Source organism: Cyanobacterium sp., from assembly GCF_054166785.1.
This window is the reverse complement of the sequence record NZ_JBSZCP010000018.1, coordinates 79,639-98,025: the sequence shown is the minus strand read 5'-3', so window position 1 is coordinate 98,025 and position 18,387 is coordinate 79,639. Positions and strand designations below refer to the sequence as shown.

Genomic DNA, 18,387 nt, shown 5'->3' with positions numbered 1-18,387 from the left:
CCGAGGCAACTTTTTTTTAGTTTCTATGAGTAATAAATCTTTTCAAATATTAATCATTGGTGGGGGGGCAGCAGGAGTTACTGTGGCATCTCAATTGATGAGAAAAAATAGTAGCCTTAAGATTGCTATTGTTGAACCTTCGGAAAATCACTATTATCAACCTGCTTGGACTTTAGTCGGGGGAGGAGAGTATGAGTTTGAGGATACGGTAAAACACGAGGATAAGTTAATTCCCCGTGGGGTAACTTGGATTAAGGATTTTGCGGAAAATGTTGACGCTCAACAAAATCAAGTCACCACTAGAACAGGTCAAGTTTTTAGTTATGATTATTTGGTAGTATGCCCTGGAGTACAAATTAGGTGGGATAGTATTGCTGGTTTTCGGGATACCGTGGGCAAAAATCACGTTACGTCTAATTATGTTAAAGAAGTTGTTGACTATACTTGGGAAACTATTAATAGTTTTAAGGGTGGTACGGCTATTTTCACTTTTCCTGCGGGGGCGATTAAATGTCCGGGGGCCCCTCAAAAAATTATGTACATGGCGGAGGAGACTTTTGCTAAAAATGGGGTTAGGGATAAAACAAACATCATCTATGCCAATGCCACGGGGAAAATGTTTGGTGTGCCTGCCTACTGTAAGCCTTTAGAGGAAATTGTTGAGCGTAAAAATATTGATGTTAGGTATGGTCATAATTTAATTGAGTTAAAGCCAGAGACAAAAGAGGCTGTTTTTGCTGTTGATGGTGGCGAAAATGTGACTATTAAGTATGATATGATCCATGTATCTCCTGCTATGAAAGCTCCTGATTTTATTGGCTCCAGTGCGATCGGCAATGAAGGGGGATGGGTAGATGTCGATGCTTATACCTGTCAACATAACAAATATCCCAACATATTTGCCCTCGGAGATGCTTCTTCTATTCCTACCTCCAAAACCGCTGCTGCCATTCGGAAAGAAGCCCCTGTGGTGGTAAATAATTTACTATCATTAATGGCAAAACAAAACCCCGTTGATAAATATGCTGGTTATGCTTGTTGCCCCCTCATTACTGGGTACGGTAAAACTATCATGGCAGAATTTGACTACACCAAAGAGCCTACCCCTAGTTTTCCTCTCGATCCTACCAAAGAAAGAGCTAGTATGTGGATGGTGAAAAAATATGCTCTACCGTGGATTTATTGGAACAGAATGTTAAAAGGTAAGCCTTTTGAAGCGGATAGTTGGCGTTTCCTGCTCAAGTAATGGATAGTTTGAGCAACCAAGATAATAAATAATAATAAACAGTACCCCCGTCTTTAAGATAAAGATGAGGGTATTTTGAAAAGTCCTATATAACTTGTTCTACTTCAGCAATTTCGGGGATATATTCCCTTAAACGACGCTCGATGCCCATTCTTAAGGTCATGGCAGAACTAGGACAAGAGCCACAAGCTCCCTGTAGTCTTAGTTTTACCGTAGGGCCATCAATTTCCACCAACTCAACGTTACCACCATCAGCCATTAAATAAGGGCGTAAATCATCTAATACTTGTTCTACATTTTCATTGGTCAAAGCTAAAGCCATAAAAATCTCCTTTAATAAAAGTTTCGATCCAATATTCTTTTATGATAACTAATTTACCTGTCCTCTACTTTAAACACCTATTATTAAAGAGGACTATTATTTAGGTAAACGGAGAGGGGGGGATTCGAACCCCCGAAGGGTGTTACCCCTTAACAATTTTCGAGACTGTCGCATTCAACCACTCTGCCACCTCTCCATATCTCAACAAATAATTATAGCAAAAAGTGAAATTATTGGGAACTAAATCTTTAATTAATGGGTCTAAGTAGAAGTGTATATTGTATAATTTGATGGTTTTTTCACAACTATTTTAGTGTTATGCTATCCACTATTATTATGAATAATAATTAATAAAAAAATATGCTAAACAATAACCAAGGCAAAATATTACTGGCAACCATTTTACTATTAACGGCTAGTTTTGTGGCAACTAATCCTAATTTAGATAGAATTTTTACCACTAATAATGCGGTACATGCAGAAAGGGAAACCACTGAGATGAAAGAGTCTGACCATGATCAGTTAGATGAGAGAGTGGTTAATGCTAACCGTGATTTTGCTTTTAAGTTGTTTTCTACTATTAGGGAACAAGATGATAATGGAAATATTTTGATTTCTGCTCCTAGTGTTTCCATTGCTTTAAATTTGTTAAATAATGGTGCTGATGGTGAAACGAGGGAGGAAATTAAAAGGGTTTTAGAGTTACAAGAAATTAGTCTTCCTGAAATCAATCAACAATATAAACTTTTACAAAACTTATTACAGAATCAAGGGGAAAATACTCTTTCTATTAACAATTCCCTTTGGATTCGAGAGGGTTTCCCCATTAAACCAGATTTTTTGGCTCAAAATAGAGAATACTATCAAAGTGAGGTATCGGCATTAGATTTTGATAGCCCTGATGCGGTGGATACGATTAATAACTGGGTGAGTGATGCCACAGAGGAAAAGATTACGAGTATTATTGAATCAATTACCCCTGAAGATGTTCTGTTTTTGATTAATGCGATTTATTTTAATGGTGAATGGCAACAAGCGTTTGAGCCTGAGTTAACCGAAGATATGGACTTTACCCAGTCTAATGGAGAGGTTATCCAACATCCTTTAATGAGTCGGGAAGGAAATTTTGCCTATGGGGAAAATGATGATTTACAAATGATTCGCTTACCCTATGGGGAGTCGGAAGATTTGGCGATGTATGTGGTTTTACCCCAAGAGGACTCTAGCTTAGATGCTATTTTAGAACAGTTGGATGGACAGGTGTGGCAGGAATGGACTGCTAATTTAAGTCGTCAAGATGGGCTAATTCGTTTACCAAAATTTACCCTAGAATATGATATTTCTTTGAATGATGTTCTTCAAAAATTAGGGCTTTCTAAGGCTTTTACTGACCAAGCGAATTTTTCTAATTTAACCGATGAGTCTGTGTTGGTTAATGAGGTAAAACATAAGACTTTTATCGATGTAAATGAGGAGGGTACTGAGGCGGCTGCGGTAACTTCTATTGGGGTTAGGGTTACTTCTTTACCTGTAAATCCTCCTTTTGAAATGTCGGTAAATCGTCCTTTCTTTTATGCGATTCAGGATGAGGCAACGGATACTATTTTATTTATGGGTACTGTGGATAATTTATAAAGTGGGTAGTGGGCAGTGAGCAGTAAATTCCTATTACCCACTACTCATTACTCATTACCCATTACCCATTACTCATTACCCCTATCTCAACGACACCACTTTTTAAGCAACCTCTAAGTAATTTCTGGTTATTTTCAAGATGCGATCGCACGCTTTTCCATCACCAAAAGGATTGATTGCCCCTGCCATTTCTTCATAGCTACTTTTATTGACCAATAATTCTTGGGCAGATTTAAAAATAATATCTGCATCAGTACCGATTAATTTAGCAGTTCCTGCACTCACCGCTTCTGGTCTTTCCGTGGTTTCCCGTAAAACTAAAACAGGTTTTCCTAAACTAGGAGCTTCTTCTTGTAACCCTCCCGAATCAGTTAAAAGGAAAAAACAACGCTTAATTGCCCCTACTAATTCTTGATAATCTAACGGCTCAGTTAAAAATACCCTTTCATGGTCATCAAAAGCCTGTTTGATAGGATTTCTAACCGTAGGATTGCGGTGGAGAGGAAGCAGTATCGCCACATCAGGAAATTGATCTAAGATGAACTGCATACCCTTAATAATCTCCTGTAAAGGTTCGCCCCAATTTTCTCGGCGATGGACAGTGGTTAATAAAACCTTATATTTATCCCAATTTAACCCCTCCACATCACAGGGAGGATTTTTATCAGCCACAGATAATAGAGCATCAATAACCGTGTTGCCCGTATGATGAATTTCTCCCGTTACCCCTGAATTTTTTAAGTTTTCCACCGCTAAGGTAGTGGGAGCAAAATGGAGTTGGGTAATTTGGGAAATCAGACGGCGGTTAGCTTCTTCGGGGAAAGGATTATAAATATTATTGGTGCGTAATCCAGCTTCCACATGACCTACGGGAATTTGTTGATAAAATGAAGCGAGGGCGGCGGCAAAGGCGGTGGTGGTGTCTCCTTGGGCGATTACTAACTGAGGTTGTATTTTCTGAAATATTTTTTCTAACCCTTGTAAACTGCGGTGGGTGATGTCACTGAGGGTTTGCTTGGGTTGCATGATGTCTAAATCTTCATCGGCGGTTAAACCAAAAATGTCCATTACCTGGGCGACCATTTCCCGATGTTGTCCTGTCAAAATCACTTTGGTGTCAAAGTCTGAGGCTTGTTGAAAGGTTTGAATAACGGGAGCAAGTTTGATGGCTTCAGGGCGTGTACCAAGGGTAATGCAGATGGTTTTTTGGGCGGACATTTTAATATCTTCTTCAAATAAAGTCATATTATAAACAAATAGGGCAAGGGGTTTAAACCCCTTGGGGAGAGGAGCAAGAGTTGATAAGGGTAGAATAACCCTTACGTCTTTCCTCTATTGATGTTTCAACCCTTGTTAAGAGAAATAACAATTATACTGGTTGGGCTTGGGGTTGGGCTTGGGGTTGGAATTGGAAGAGAGAATAAACCACGTTACGGCGAATATCAATCATCATTTCCAAGAACATTTCGTACCCTTCTTGTTTGTATTCAATGAGGGGATCTTTTTGTCCGTAACCCCTTAAGCCTACGGCTTCCCTTAATCCATCCATATTTTGTAAATGTTCACGCCAGAGGGTGTCAATTTGTTGGAGGATAAAGAATCTTTCGGCTTGACGCATTAACCCGGGTTGGAGTTGCTCAATTTGATTTTCTTTGAGATCATAGGCTTTGTGGACTTCTTCCCTTAAAAAGGTCTTCATTTCCGTGGGTGTCATGTCTTCTAAGTCCTTGACGGTGACATCTTGAAGCAGATAAATAAATTCTTTGGCTTTATCCACTAAGGCTTCTAAGTTCCACTCATCGGGGGGTAACTCTGGATTGACGTAGGCATCTACGATTTCATCCATGGTTTTTTCGGCGTATTGAATAACTTGATCTTTTAAGTCTTCCCCTTGTAAGACTCGACGACGTTCGGCATAAATAGCCCGTCTTTGGTTGTTCATCACTTCGTCGTATTCAAAGACGCTCTTACGGGCATCATAGTAGAAGGTTTCCACCTTTTTCTGGGCGCCTTCAAGGGAGCGGGTGAGCATTCCAGACTCGATGGGCATATCTTCTTCTACCCTAAAAGCATTCATGAGTCCTGCCACACGATCGCCCCCAAAAATCCGTAATAAATTGTCTTCTAGGCTCAAAAAGAAGCGGGTGGAACCGGGATCGCCCTGTCTTCCTGCTCTACCTCTCAATTGGTTGTCAATACGGCGAGATTCATGTCTTTCTGTACCGATTACGTGTAAACCCCCTGATTGAATTACGTCATCGTGTTCTTTGCCCGTGAGATTTTCGTATTCACCACGAATGAGATTATAGGCTTCCCTGAGTTTGATTAAAACAGGATCTTCGATGGGTGCTTTTTCCGCTGCGATCGCAATTTTTTCCTCAGCATCTAACTCTGATAAAGTCTGAAAACCATAGGTATCCACCGCTAACTTAACAGTTTCTTTCAACTGAGCTTCGGTGTCACTGGATAACTCACAGGGGAAAATATCGGAAGTAGCTTTCCAAGTTTTTGGCTTTTTACCGTTACCATTACCATTAAATCCTTGTCCTTTGGCTTTCTTGCCCGTATCGATACCAGCTACACTAAATTTTAACTGATCATCCTCTGGACGCACCACTTGGGGCATGAAATATTCCCGAATTTTTAACCTTGCCATGTAGTCGGAGTTACCCCCAAGGATAATATCTGTACCACGCCCTGCCATGTTGGTGGCAATGGTAACAGCGCCTTTTCTTCCTGCCTGAGCCACAATTTCCGATTCCCTTTCTACGTTTTCAGGGCGAGCATTGAGCAGGTTATGGGGAATTTTCTTCTCTGCCAACAAAGCGGATAATAGTTCTGATTTCTCTACACTGGTAGTACCTACCAATACGGGGCGCCCCGTTTCGTGCATTTCCGCACACTCTTCCGCCACGGCCTTCCATTTAGCGATTTCATTTTTATAGACTACATCGGCTAAATCATTACGGGAGTTGGGGCGATTGGTGGGTACAATGGTTACTTCCAAATTGTAAACCTTCTCAAATTCTGTTTCCTCGGTTTTAGCAGTACCCGTCATCCCCGATAACTTCTCGTATAACAAGAAGAAATTTTGATAGGTAATACTAGCTAGGGTTTGGGTTTCCCGTTGAATTTCTACCCCTTCCTTGGCTTCCATGGCTTGGTGTAAACCATCGCTCCATCTTCTTCCTGCTAATACCCTTCCTGTAAATTCATCGACAATTACCACCTCATCATTACGTACCATGTAGTTAACGTCACGGGTAAATAATTCTTTAGCTTTGATGGCATTGAAAACGTAGTGCGCCCAAGGATTTTCCTGATCATATAAATCAGCAACTCCCAATAATTCCTCTGCTTTGGCAAAACCTTCATCGGTTAAAAGAACATTTTTGGCTTTTTCGTCCACTTCATAATGTCCGCCATCTCCTTCTTCCTCTTGCTTGATGAGCATTTGGGCAATTTGAGCCGCTTGTTGATATTTTTCTATGGGGCGATCTACTTGTCCCGAAATAATTAGCGGTGTACGGGCTTCATCCACTAAAATAGAATCTACTTCGTCAATGATAGAATAATGGGGCGATCGTTGTACCACCTCCTCAATAGAAGTCGCCATATTATCTCGCAAATAATCAAAGCCCAACTCACTGTTGGTTGCATAGGTGATGTCTGCCAAATAGTTTTTGCGACGCTCCACCGAAGTCATACCACTTTGAATTAAGCCCACCTCTAAACCTAAAAAGCGGTGAATTTGCCCCATCCACTCCGCATCACGACGAGCCAAATAATCGTTAACCGTCACCACATGAACCCCTTTACCCGTCAACCCATTAAGATAAGCTGGTAAAGTTGCCACAAGGGTTTTTCCCTCCCCTGTTTTCATCTCCGCAATTTGCCCTGTGTGCAAGACAATGCCCCCTAAAAGTTGGACATCATAATGACGCATCCCTAAAACCCTTATCCCCGCTTCCCTCACCAAAGCGAAAGCCTCTACCAAAATTTCGTCTAATAAATCGTCTCTTTCTTCCTTGGTTTTGGTTTTGGCAAACATCTCCTTAAAAGAAGCAGTTTTTGCCCTCATTTCATCGTCAGATAAATTTTTAAAATCTTCCTCTAACAGGTTAATCTCGGCAATTAGAGGTTGTAACTTCTTTAATTTCCTTGTGTTAGGATCACCAAATAACTTTTTAAACATACTCTATTTTTATAATTCTTTCCACTCATTCATATATTTCTTAATCATATCATTTTGAGGAAAATACCCCATGTAGGTTAACTACTATCTAGGGTTGACTCAAGGAGTGGGAAAATTTAACAAAGGGGAATCAATTACACGCTAAATTGATGATGGTTTAATAAAACTTTCAACTATTTTTAGCGATGAAAATATATTTTGTTCGTCATGGCATTGCCCAAGAAAGAATCGCAGGGGTAGATAACCCCCAAAGGGCATTAACCCCTAAAGGTATCGTTAAAACTAATCAGGTTGCCCAAAAGTTTAAAAATATAGAAAACCCTTGTAATCTTATTCTGACTAGCCCTTATGTTCGAGCGAAGGAAACGGCCCAAATTTTATTAAACAATAATCTTGCGCCCAAGATGGCAGAAAATAATGCTTTGCTTCCTGATGGTGATATTGAAGTATGGCTTCATTGGTTACAACAGTCGGGCTATACTCAAGGAGATAAACTAATTTTAGTGGGTCATCAACCTGATTTGGGAAACTGGGCAGAAATATTACTATGGGGTAATAGTGAGGGAAAAATTGCCCTAAAAAAAGCAGGAGTAATCGGTATTGAGATTTTAACTATGGATAACCCCGTGGGAAATAGTGAAATATTTTTACTTACCTCTCCAAAGTGGTTGTTATCACCAATTGACAGTTGACGGGTGAAGGTTAACAATGGAATTTAACAAAAGTCCTAGATATTTTAACAGCCGTTTAGTATCTCCTATGACTTATGAGAAACTTAGAATCAGTTATTTTCACTTAATATATTTATTTGTATAAGGTATAAAAATGGCACAACCAGCTTGTGAGTTCAAACCAGGTTTAGAAGGAGTCCCCGTCGCTAAGTCTAGTATTAGCTTTGTGGATGGGAAGGAAGGTATTTTAAAATATAGGGGTATCAATATTGAGGAGTTAGCCGCTAAGAGTACCTTTTTAGAAACTGCTTTTTTATTGATTTGGGGTAGATTACCCAGTAAGGAGGAGTTAGATAGTTTTCAGGTAGATATAAATAACCATAGAAGGATTAAGTATCATATTCGGGATATGATGAAGTGTTTTCCTGAAAGTGGTCATCCCATGGATGCTTTACAAACTTCTGCGGCAGCCCTTGGGTTGTTTTATTCTCGCAGGGCGTTGGATAAGGAGGAGTATATTCGAGATGCGGTGGTGAGAATTTTGGCTAAAATTCCTACCATGGTAGCTGCTTTTTCTCAGATGCGTGAGGGAAATGATTCTGTTAAGCCTAATGATGATCTTAATTATTCGGCTAATTTTTTGTATATGCTCACGGAAAAAGAGCCAGAGCCTTTGGAAGCTCGTATTTTCGATGTGTGTTTGATGCTCCATGCTGAGCATACGATGAATGCTTCTACTTTTTCGGCGATGGTAACATCTTCTACTTTAACTGATCCTTATGCGGTGGTGGCTTCTGCGGTGGGTACTTTAGCAGGACCTCTTCACGGGGGAGCTAATGAGGAGGTTTTAACCATGTTAGAGGAAATTGGCTCGGTGGAAAATGTTCGTCCTTATATTGAGGATTGTATTGAGCATAAGAAAAAAATTATGGGTTTTGGGCATCGGGTATATAAGGTTAAAGATCCTCGTGCTAAGATCTTGCAACAACTTGCGGAGCGTTTATTTGAGCTTACGGGTCATGATGAATATTATGATATTGCGTTGGAGGTGGAAAATGTTGTAGCGGAAAAACTAGGGCATAAGGGAATTTATGCTAATGTGGATTTTTATTCTGGTTTGGTTTACCGTAAGTTGGGTATTAAGCCAGATTTATTTACTCCGATGTTTGCGATTTCCCGGGTGGCTGGTTGGTTAGCCCACTGGAGGGAGCAATTAGCGGTTAATCGTATTTTTAGACCTACTCAGATTTATGTGGGTGAGAAGGATGGGGTTTATACTCCGATGGAAGATCGTTAAATAATCAAGCAACAAGAAGCCCTCGGAATATCCAAGGGCTTTTTATTGTTAAGGATTCCCTAACAGGTTTGGGTGTAACTGCTGGATGAAACTTTTTTATCACTCTCGTGAACGCACCAATGACCAAATTAGAATTACGTTTTAAAGAATTGCTCCAGAACTCAGTTCACTTTCTCCAGATAGGGAACCCAAAGTTTTACTACTCTCAACCATGGGCATCACCTCCTTTCTTCCTGAACGGTTAAACGTTAATGTTTAATTAGTAATAATTTAACATAGCTATTTTAAAAGTGTCAACTTTTTTGAAAAAAATTAGGTTTAAGGGCGATCGCACCTCCTAAACAGAAAAAATGCTAAGCAAAACGAAGACTGAGCACTAACACCTCTTAATTAAGAGAAAATCATGATAAATTAAACATTTTTTTGACTTCACTTAAAGGAATTGAAGGACTGTTTTTTTCCTCTTTTTTTGCTTTTCTTAAATCTTGTAAGTCTTCTAAATCTTCTAATAATTCTTGAATTTTAGTAAATTCCTCATAAGGTAAAACGGCAAACTCTTTATTTCCATTTTTCGTAATAAATTCAGGATGTAATTGGATCATTGCTAAACTCCATTATTAAAAATAAGCCTTACTTCTGTGTTTTATTCTGTAAATTATTATTGTTTGATTTTCTATTTCAAATAATACTCTATAATCTCCAACTCTCAAACGATATTCAGGGGTGAAATTAGTCATTTTTTTAATATCTCCATGCAAATTATTTTTCATAATTTCAACTTTATCAATAATTCTACGTTGAATATTATTTGATAATTTTCCTAAATCTTTAAGAGCTTTTGGTTTAAATTCTACTTCATATTTCACTTTATTTTAATGAACAATATTTTATTCCTCTACAGGCTGTTCTAAATTGAATAAAATCTAAAAAACATCAAAGAAAAATTATATTTTCTAAAAAATTGCCATAAATAGCATCCTTTTTTGAAACACATCTGATAGTTTCTTATAGTCTTGGGCAATTTTAACATTGTTTTTTAAAGATTTACCATTGTCATCTTTTGATAAATTATCTTTAGTTTGCTCCAATATTATTTTTTCTAAATTTGACCATAGTTTTCCATCTACGAATGAAAAAGTATTAGTTTTAGGATTAAAAATATATTGAAGTTCTTTATTAAAATTCTGATTAACTTTTTCTAAGTTGGATGAATATATAGATAAATAATCCAATTCAACATTATAAAAATATTTTTCTACATATTCTTTTGATTTCGTTTCGGTTCCTTGAAATAATACTTTTAAACATTGATAAATATTGGTTGAAGGAAAAGGATCAGTTTCTCCGTCAAATTCAGAAAGAAATCTATCAGAGAATAGATCAGTAGTGTAAAATTGAATTTCTTGTGACATTTTTTATCCTTTCCATACTTGTTCAATATAATTAACAAGTGATTGCATATCACTTAATTTTGATAGATTTTGAATTAACTTTTGTACTTGACCCCTATCATAGTAATTAATATCAACCTCACCTTGGTAAGATCGCTTAAATCTTTCTAGCTCTTGTCTAGTAACATTGGTTATTAAATTTACAGGGAAAACATAATAATAGCCACTCGGTTTTCCTTCTCTTTCCCATCTTTTTTCAACACTTTTAATTGCTGATTTTAAATAAGTTTCATCAATTTCACCACTAGGATCATGAGAAGACTTACACTCCCAGACATAATTTCCTTGTTTGAAAACTTTAGATTCCATATTTCAGTTTTTGTCAAGACAAATTTGTTATGCAACTTTTCTATAATGAGCTTTAACAGTGTAGGTGTTACCTATTTTACTTATTCTTGTATGTTCTTTAACAACTGTAATTCTCCCATCTAATAAATCTTTCATTAAGTTGTTAGCTTTTTGAGAAAGAATCACAAAGTCTGCACCAGGTTCATTACCGCGCAAATTATCCTCATAATCTTCTCCTGGAATCATGCCAAAATCTTTCATCAAATCTTTTACTAAAGATTTAAAATTAGCATCTATGACTTTTCCTTTTTCAAAAGCATCTAGTTTAAGAAATTCAGGAATAGATTGTAATGCTTGAGAAAAGGCATTTTTTACTGATTCAATAGACTGTTTTAAGTAAAACATTGATAACCTTATTTTTTATAAATTACTATTTCAATGATACCCAAAATCAATCGCCTCTTAATCAACTCGATACATTAAATACAAAATCAAAGTTCCTGACCTTGATATGCTTAAAATAGAAAATTATAGAAAAAATAAGCATAAATACTATGACTTGGTTAGAAACATACCATCAACACGTAGAAGAAAGAGCAAAACAGGGCATTCCACCCTTACCCCTCACAGCCGAACAAACATCGCACCTATGCGAAATGTTACAGAATCCCCCAGAGGAATTAAAAGAAGAATTAATGATGCTACTGCGCGATCGCATTCCCCCCGGAGTTGACGAAGCATCGTACGTTAAAGCAGGGTTTTTAACGGCCGTTGCCAAGGGTGAACTAACCTCCCCAATCATCTCCAAACAAGGAGCCGTAAGCCTATTAGGTACTATGATGGGCGGTTATAACGTGCAATCCCTTGTTAGTTTACTTAAATCCCCTGACAGTGACATCGCCTCCGAAGCTGCGATCGCCCTCAGTAAAACCCTGTTGGTATTCGATGCCTTTAACGACGTATTGGAATTGTCAGAAACCAACCCCTACGCCAAACAAGTAATTGACGCATGGGCAGAAGCATCATGGTTTATCAGTAAACCCAAAGTACCCGAAACCATGACCGTCACAGTCTTTAAAGTAGAAGGGGAAACCAACACCGACGACCTATCCCCCGCCCCCCATGCCACCACTCGCCCCGATATTCCCCTCCACGCCCTAGCGATGTTGGAATCAAGGATGCCAGAGGGATTAGAAACCATTGCCAAACTCAAAGAAAAAGGGCATCCCGTCGCCTATGTCGGTGACGTAGTCGGTACAGGTTCATCCCGTAAATCCGCCATCAACTCCGTATTGTGGCACCTAGGGGACGAAATACCCTTCGTACCCAACAAAAAAGCAGGGGGTTATATCCTTGGAGGTAAAATCGCCCCTATTTTCTTCAACACCGCCGAAGACTCTGGGGCATTGCCCATCGAATGTGACGTTAACCAATTCAACACAGGGGATGTCATCACCATTTACCCCTACGAAGGAAAAATCACCAATGAAAACGGTGAAACCCTAACCACCTTCACCATGAAGCCCGAAACCATTTTAGACGAAGTGAGAGCAGGGGGACGTATTCCCTTACTCATTGGTAGGGCTTTGACCGATAAAACCCGTCAGGCATTAGGATTAGAACCTAGTACCCTGTTTGTACGTCCTACCCCCCCCGAAGATAGTGGTAAAGGGTTCACCCTCGCGCAGAAAATGGTCGGTAAAGCCTGTGGCGTAGAAGGCATCCGCCCTGGTACTTCCTGTGAACCCATTATGACTACCGTAGGTTCTCAGGATACCACTGGCCCCATGACAAGGGATGAGTTAAAAGAATTGGCTTGTTTAGGCTTCAACGCCGATTTAACCCTACAAACCTTCTGCCATACCGCCGCCTATCCTAAACCTGTGGACATCAAAACCCATAAGGATTTACCCGACTTTTTCGCTACCCGTGGCGGTGTTGCTCTCAAACCGGGAGATGGCATCATTCACTCTTGGTTAAACCGTATGTTATTACCCGATACCGTGGGTACTGGGGGCGATTCTCATACTCGTTTCCCCTTGGGCATTTCTTTCCCCGCAGGTTCTGGTTTAGTCGCTTTTGCGGCGGCTTTGGGTGCTATGCCTTTGGATATGCCTGAGTCGGTATTGGTTAAGTTTACGGGAGAATTACAACCAGGTGTTACTTTAAGGGACATCGTTAATGCCATTCCTTGGGTAGCTATGCAAGAAGGTAAGTTAACCGCTGGTAAAGGTGATAAAATCAATGTCTTCAATGGTCGTATCATGGAGATGGAAGGTTTACCCGATTTAAAAGTAGAACAGGCTTTCGAGTTAACCGACGCCACCGCCGAGCGTTCTTGTTCTGGTAGTACAATTAAACTAAGTGAGGAGACTGTGGCGGAATATCTGCGCTCTAATGTTAGTTTATTAAAAAATATGATTGCCCGTGGTTATCAAGATCCACGTACTATGTTACGCCGTATTGCCAAGATGGAGGAATGGTTGGCAAATCCTTCTTTGATGTCGGGAGATCCTGATGCGGAATATGCTGATACTATCGTTGTTAATCTTGATGAAATCAAAGAGCCTATTGTAGCCGCCCCCAATGATCCTGATAATGTTAAGCTCATGAGTGAGTGTGCTGGGGATAAGGTAGATGAGGTGTTTATCGGCTCTTGTATGACGAATATAGGACATTACCGAGCGGCTGCGAAAATCCTTGAGGGTGCAGGTACTGTGAAAGGACGTTTATGGATATGTCCTCCGACTCGTATGGATGAACAACAGTTGCGCAATGAGGGAGTTTACGGTGTGTTTGCGGCAGCAGGCGCTCGTACGGAAATGCCAGGTTGTTCTCTTTGTATGGGTAATCAAGCCCGTGTGGAAGATAATGCGACGGTGTTTTCTACTTCTACTCGTAATTTTAATAATCGTATGGGTAAGGGCGCTCGGGTTTATCTCGGTAGTGCGGAGTTGGCTGCGGTATGTGCTTTACTCGGCAAGATTCCCACTGTGGAGGAGTACAGTGCGATCGTTTCTGAGAAAATTGATCCTTTTAAGGATGATTTATACCGTTATTTGAACTTCAATGAAATTGATGGTTTTGAAGACGAAGGGCGCGTTATTGCTTTAGAAGATATGCCGAAAATCGAGGACATTTTAGGTATGCCTGTATAGTCTGTAGGGTGGGCATTGCCCACCTTTTTATAAAAACAATTAACAAAAAATGCCCGCAAAAGATATTTACCATGATGCTATTAAAAATGCTTTAATAAAAGATGGATGGACAATAACAGCTGATCCTTATCCCATTAAATATGAAGAAGTTAAACTACAGGCTGATTTAGCAGGAGAGAAGACTGTTTCAGCATCAAAACAAGGGACTCAAGTAGTAATTGAGATTAAAAGTTTTTTGAGTCGTTCACCAATGCGTGAATTTGAAACTGCATTGGGTCAATATCTAATTTATCGAACTTTTCTTTCTTTAACCCATCCTGACTCTAAAGTTTATTTAGCTGTTGGTGATAGAATTTATGAAAAATTTTTTACACGAATTGCAATTAAATTAATTTTAGAAAAGTATCAAGTTTTATTATTAGTTGTTGATATTAGTAGAGAGGAAATAACTCAATGGAAAAGATAATTCGCTATCAGAATGCTATCAAAAATATTTTAACTCAATATAAAAGGATTTCCGCTCAAGTAGCAGATCCTGATATAGATGAGGTGTTAATGTTCGATGATCAAAGAAGTCAATATCTCTGGTTTAATATCGGCTGGAAAAATGAAAGAAGAGTTAAGGCTATTTCTGTTTATGTTCGTATTAAAAATGAGAAAATTTATATTGAGGAAGATTGGACTGAAGAAGGTATCGCAACAGACTTATTAAGAGAAGGTGTACCAAAAGAGGATATAGTTTTGGCTTTTCATGATCCTGAAAGTCGTAAATATACGGACTTTGCTGTGACTTAAATTATGAATTACATAAACTATAATTTAATATTAATAAGTTAATTATGACAATAAAATCAACACTTAATTCTTTAAAAGTGGATCAATTAAAGTGTATTTATGAGCAAGTTTGTGATTATAATACTACTGATAAATCTTCTTATGAATTTAATCAAATTATATATAATAACTTGAAAGATTATTCTCAAAACTCCTTACAACAAAAAACAGTAAAAGATCAAGAAATATTGTCTCTTTGGAAAGGGGATGTATTAAATATTATCCAGAAGAAGAAAGTAGGGGAAATATTACAAGAAGATAAAGAGAAAATACTAACTTCTCTTACAAGTCTTTCTGTACATGAAAAAGAAGTAGATATTCAATTAGAAGAAATTTGTAGAAATATACTAATTTTGCTTTATAAAAGCTTCTCAGATCAAGAAAGAAAAAGATTTGTAGATACTTTAAAACAAGAGCTTGAACCTTTAAAAGTAGATTTATCAAAAAAAGAGTTTGAAAAAATACTATTTAGCAATACTTCCTTGGGTGCAGTTGGATTGCCATTACTCATAATACCAATTATTGCTAATACAATGCTTAAAAGATTGACTCAAGGTTTTATGGGATGGTTGTTAGTCGAGATTTTAGGACAACAAGCTGCCAAAAAAGCGGTATTAGCCTTTTTAGCAGGACCTATTGGTTGGGGAATTAATATTATTTTAATTATAGGTACCGCTGGATTTGCATTTTTTAAGTACCAGGCTGAAAAAAAGAAGTTAAGATTTATACAAACAATTTTTTCAATTTATAGTTATAGCTATTTTAATCATAGATTCAATAAATAATAAAAAAGAGGCTTGTTACTATGGATTATACATTTCTTGTTAGATTACCCAAACATTTAGAAACTGCCTATAAAGCAGGAAAAATCATTATTACAGATGGAGTAGCAAGAGATATAAGCACAAAAAAAATTGTTGCTCATCTTGAACAAGTAGCACCATTAATTAATAATACAACTTCTGGTTTATCATCAGGAAATCCCTATATTATGGTATCTGGAATGGGAATAGATGCAGCTAAATTGATACAAGGATCAATAACAAATCAAAAATTAGATAAAGTTATTGCTATGGTTCAAAATTTACAAATGTTATCTTATGTCAATATTGCCATAACGGGAATTAACATTGGTGTAAGTATTGTTGGTTTTGCTATTGTTATATCGAAGTTAAATCAAATTGATCATCAATTAATGAATATTACTCATAAATTAGAAGGAATAATTAGAGGTGATATAAAAATTATGATTCGAGAAGTTAGCAACTCGATTAAAGATTCTATTAGTTTGGTTGATAAATTAAGTTATATTCCTTTATCTGAATATTTTGAACATGCAGTAGAAAAACAACTTAATAAAATGGAATCCTTGTTAAATGATCTTATTTCTCGTTTACATGATGATGATATAGTAAATGTTCCTCTACCTTTAATTCAAGCATTATATAATAATTATGCAAATTTATTAAAAGTGTATCTGACAAGTATTTATTTATCGCAGAAAAATATAAAATTTAATGGTATCTCTCAAAGATTAAACTTTTTAAAAGAAACCCAAGAAAAATTAGTTACAGAAAAAATGTTAGAGTATATATATGAAGATATTTTAATTAGTGGACAGCAAAAACTAAGCGAATCAGAAATTGATATAATTCAATATTTATATGAATATGGTTGTCAACAAATACCTAAAAATATTCAAAATCACCATAAAATATTAATTGAAACTCCTATAAATAAATTTCAAGAATGGAAACAGCTAAAAATTGATAATAAAAAATCATTAATATGGATTTCTCATTAAATAAGGGTGATCCCTTTGTTGAGAGTATAGAGTGCGATCTGGTTAAGATGCGATTTTGTTTCAATAAAAGTTCAAATTAAGTCAGAATCAGTTAAATTTGCTTGTTTCATAACAGTTTTTAATAAGCCAATTTTTAAATCTTGATTACCATGAATAGGGATAGAAATACTTTGATTATCTTTTTGATACCGATAATGACTACCTTTAACCCGAACTAAACGCCATCCCTTTTTCTCCAAGATTTTTGCTAATTTTTTCCCTGAGATTGATTTCATACAGTTAATTCTACAACTTTATCTGAGGGGCTAAGATTTTCTGGTTCATCCTCTGCATATAAACTGATAACTTCTTGAAGATTTTCTAAAACTTCCTCAATAGTTTCACCTTGTGTATAGCATCCGTGAAAAATTGGAACTTCTGCCCAATATCCGCCTTCTTGTGCTGTATGAATGATTGCTTTAACTTTCATCTTATTTTATTTGAATGATTGATTATTTTTAGGAATCTGACATTCATTATAGTAAATAACTATTTTTTTAGATCTACTTGTAAAATAGCGATCGCACCTTTGTTGAGGGTATAGAGTGCGATCGCTTCATTATTATTCAGCAAACCCTAATTAACTCATTTTATTGTCTTTTTAAGCTAATTTTTGTTAGCTTACTTATTCTCCCGCAATATTTTATTAGTCTAAACTACAGTTATTTAAACTCTCAAATGTTTAAGCTCCTTTATACGTCACTTTTCAAACAGATTTTTAAGTCCATGGCCAAAAACAATCAATAAAAAATTTTGATTAACCGTAAATTTTAGCTAACTCTTTTCTCACATCTAAAAAAATATCTCGTCTAATGTAAGGATATTCCCCCACCCAAAGTTTATGACGAGGAATATAAACATCCGTAATCTTACCAATGCGCATAAAATCAGGGTCATTAGACAATAATAACCCTTCCACCGCTTGACCACGATTAATAACCTTATGAATTCTTTGTAAAGGACTAGATATAGTCGTCCTAAAACCGCTTTTATCCCCTATTTCCACGTTAATTTTTTTCTGTAAGTTTTCGACAATTATCACCTTACCCAGTTTATTGAGTGCAGAGGCTTCGTTAACTACTTCTTCGCTAACATACACATCCAATACCCTGCCACGCCAAAAACCAACGTACTGATAGCGTCTATATTTACTATTACGCACACTAGCCCAATATACTGGACTCCATAACCAATATAGTCCAGCCGCTACGGTCAAAATTAAAGATATTCCCTGCGCCCCCTTCCCGAAGATTGCTCCTAATAGCCAAAAAATTAATACTCCAATCAGGGATATAAATAAATTTTTTAGTAATGTGGAAAAATTTGCCCAATAATATCGATATTGCGTTCCCGTGGCGATCGCAGGTACCATATCATCAAGAGCTTCTTTTTTTAGGGGAATTAACATAGGTAAATAATGGACAATTGAGAATGAATAATTGACAGT

At 37.3% G+C, this 18,387-nt stretch carries 20 protein-coding genes and 1 tRNA gene; 9 read left to right on the top strand and 12 right to left on the bottom strand.

Going from position 1 to position 18,387, the window contains the following annotated elements:
- Positions 1-25 precede the first annotated feature (25 nt).
- Positions 26-1,246: an FAD-dependent oxidoreductase gene (locus tag ACXITR_RS02935; protein ID WP_457995735.1), complete on the top strand. Its 1,221-nt coding sequence runs from the start codon at positions 26-28 to the stop codon at positions 1,244-1,246.
- Positions 1,247-1,331: 85 nt separating this feature from the next.
- On the opposite strand, the gene ACXITR_RS02930 is transcribed toward ACXITR_RS02935, so the two are convergent.
- Together ACXITR_RS02930 and ACXITR_RS02925 are read right to left on the bottom strand one after the other, a co-directional pair.
- Positions 1,332-1,568: a NifU family protein gene (locus ACXITR_RS02930; protein WP_457995734.1), complete on the bottom strand. Its 237-nt coding sequence runs from the start codon at positions 1,566-1,568 to the stop codon at positions 1,332-1,334.
- 109 nt (positions 1,569-1,677) lie between these two features.
- Positions 1,678-1,764 (bottom strand) — tRNA-Ser (locus tag ACXITR_RS02925).
- A 164-nt stretch (positions 1,765-1,928) separates the two neighbouring features.
- Here ACXITR_RS02925 and ACXITR_RS02920 point away from each other — a divergent pair.
- The gene (locus ACXITR_RS02920; RefSeq protein ID WP_457995733.1) at positions 1,929-3,203 is read left to right on the top strand and encodes a serpin family protein; all 1,275 of its coding nucleotides are present in this window, start codon (positions 1,929-1,931) and stop codon (positions 3,201-3,203) included.
- 102 nt (positions 3,204-3,305) lie between these two features.
- On the opposite strand, the gene wecB is transcribed toward ACXITR_RS02920, so the two are convergent.
- Together wecB and secA are read right to left on the bottom strand one after the other, a co-directional pair.
- Positions 3,306-4,448 (bottom strand): non-hydrolyzing UDP-N-acetylglucosamine 2-epimerase, encoded by a 1,143-nt coding sequence (gene wecB / locus ACXITR_RS02915; protein WP_457995732.1) that lies wholly within the window; start codon positions 4,446-4,448, stop codon positions 3,306-3,308.
- Positions 4,449-4,572: 124 nt separating this feature from the next.
- Positions 4,573-7,398, bottom strand: a complete 2,826-nt coding sequence (gene secA, locus ACXITR_RS02910) for a preprotein translocase subunit SecA (protein ID WP_457995731.1) — start codon at positions 7,396-7,398, stop codon at positions 4,573-4,575.
- A 185-nt stretch (positions 7,399-7,583) separates the two neighbouring features.
- Between secA and sixA the strand changes: the two genes are divergently transcribed.
- Both sixA and ACXITR_RS02900 read left to right on the top strand, forming a co-directional pair.
- On the top strand, positions 7,584-8,090 hold the full coding sequence (gene sixA / locus ACXITR_RS02905; RefSeq protein WP_457995730.1) for a phosphohistidine phosphatase SixA: 507 nt from the start codon (positions 7,584-7,586) through the stop codon (positions 8,088-8,090).
- A 133-nt stretch (positions 8,091-8,223) separates the two neighbouring features.
- Entirely contained in the window at positions 8,224-9,366 is a 1,143-nt protein-coding gene (locus ACXITR_RS02900; RefSeq protein ID WP_457995729.1) for a citrate synthase, read from the top strand.
- A gap of 401 nt (positions 9,367-9,767) precedes the next feature.
- Here ACXITR_RS02900 and ACXITR_RS02895 read toward each other — a convergent pair whose 3' ends face one another.
- The 5 genes from ACXITR_RS02895 to ACXITR_RS02875 all read right to left on the bottom strand — a co-directional run bounded on the left by ACXITR_RS02895 (position 9,768) and on the right by ACXITR_RS02875 (position 11,510).
- Positions 9,768-9,968 carry a type II toxin-antitoxin system Phd/YefM family antitoxin gene (locus ACXITR_RS02895; RefSeq protein ID WP_457995728.1) on the bottom strand — a complete coding sequence of 67 codons (201 nt, stop codon included), beginning with the start codon at positions 9,966-9,968 and terminating at the stop codon, positions 9,768-9,770.
- Positions 9,969-9,983: 15 nt separating this feature from the next.
- Positions 9,984-10,232, bottom strand: coding sequence for a type II toxin-antitoxin system RelE family toxin (locus ACXITR_RS02890; protein WP_457995727.1), 249 nt, complete (start codon positions 10,230-10,232; stop codon positions 9,984-9,986).
- Between the two features lie 87 nt (positions 10,233-10,319).
- Positions 10,320-10,778 carry a hypothetical protein gene (locus ACXITR_RS02885; RefSeq protein WP_457995726.1) on the bottom strand — a complete coding sequence of 153 codons (459 nt, stop codon included), beginning with the start codon at positions 10,776-10,778 and terminating at the stop codon, positions 10,320-10,322.
- 3 nt (positions 10,779-10,781) lie between these two features.
- Positions 10,782-11,126, bottom strand: a complete 345-nt coding sequence (locus ACXITR_RS02880; RefSeq protein ID WP_457995725.1) for a hypothetical protein — start codon at positions 11,124-11,126, stop codon at positions 10,782-10,784.
- Positions 11,127-11,153: 27 nt separating this feature from the next.
- Complete coding sequence (locus tag ACXITR_RS02875; protein WP_457995724.1) at positions 11,154-11,510, bottom strand: hypothetical protein; 357 nt, start codon at positions 11,508-11,510, stop codon at positions 11,154-11,156.
- A gap of 149 nt (positions 11,511-11,659) precedes the next feature.
- Here ACXITR_RS02875 and acnB point away from each other — a divergent pair, with 149 nt between their 5' ends.
- Genes acnB through ACXITR_RS02850 form a run of 5 tightly spaced genes read left to right on the top strand, consistent with a single transcriptional unit; the run spans position 11,660 to position 16,901 of the window.
- On the top strand, positions 11,660-14,263 hold the full coding sequence (acnB, locus tag ACXITR_RS02870) for a bifunctional aconitate hydratase 2/2-methylisocitrate dehydratase (protein WP_457995723.1): 2,604 nt from the start codon (positions 11,660-11,662) through the stop codon (positions 14,261-14,263).
- A gap of 49 nt (positions 14,264-14,312) precedes the next feature.
- Positions 14,313-14,729, top strand: coding sequence for a XisH family protein (locus ACXITR_RS02865; protein ID WP_457995722.1), 417 nt, complete (start codon positions 14,313-14,315; stop codon positions 14,727-14,729).
- Positions 14,717-15,058: an element excision factor XisI family protein gene (locus ACXITR_RS02860; RefSeq protein ID WP_457995721.1), complete on the top strand. Its 342-nt coding sequence runs from the start codon at positions 14,717-14,719 to the stop codon at positions 15,056-15,058. The genes ACXITR_RS02865 and ACXITR_RS02860 overlap by 13 nt, the downstream gene beginning before the upstream one ends.
- Before the next feature lie 44 nt (positions 15,059-15,102).
- On the top strand, positions 15,103-15,882 hold the full coding sequence (locus tag ACXITR_RS02855) for a hypothetical protein (RefSeq protein ID WP_457995720.1): 780 nt from the start codon (positions 15,103-15,105) through the stop codon (positions 15,880-15,882).
- 20 nt (positions 15,883-15,902) lie between these two features.
- On the top strand, positions 15,903-16,901 hold the full coding sequence (locus tag ACXITR_RS02850) for a hypothetical protein (protein WP_457995719.1): 999 nt from the start codon (positions 15,903-15,905) through the stop codon (positions 16,899-16,901).
- A 71-nt stretch (positions 16,902-16,972) separates the two neighbouring features.
- Here ACXITR_RS02850 and ACXITR_RS02845 read toward each other — a convergent pair whose 3' ends face one another.
- The 3 genes from ACXITR_RS02845 to ACXITR_RS02835 all read right to left on the bottom strand — a co-directional run bounded on the left by ACXITR_RS02845 (position 16,973) and on the right by ACXITR_RS02835 (position 18,348).
- Positions 16,973-17,176 carry a type II toxin-antitoxin system HicA family toxin gene (locus tag ACXITR_RS02845; protein WP_446683352.1) on the bottom strand — a complete coding sequence of 68 codons (204 nt, stop codon included), beginning with the start codon at positions 17,174-17,176 and terminating at the stop codon, positions 16,973-16,975.
- Positions 17,173-17,370: a type II toxin-antitoxin system HicB family antitoxin gene (locus tag ACXITR_RS02840; RefSeq protein WP_446683351.1), complete on the bottom strand. Its 198-nt coding sequence runs from the start codon at positions 17,368-17,370 to the stop codon at positions 17,173-17,175. The genes ACXITR_RS02845 and ACXITR_RS02840 overlap by 4 nt, the downstream gene beginning before the upstream one ends.
- Positions 17,371-17,697: 327 nt before the next feature.
- Positions 17,698-18,348: a phosphate ABC transporter permease gene (locus ACXITR_RS02835; protein WP_457995718.1), complete on the bottom strand. Its 651-nt coding sequence runs from the start codon at positions 18,346-18,348 to the stop codon at positions 17,698-17,700.
- Positions 18,349-18,387 lie beyond the last annotated feature (39 nt).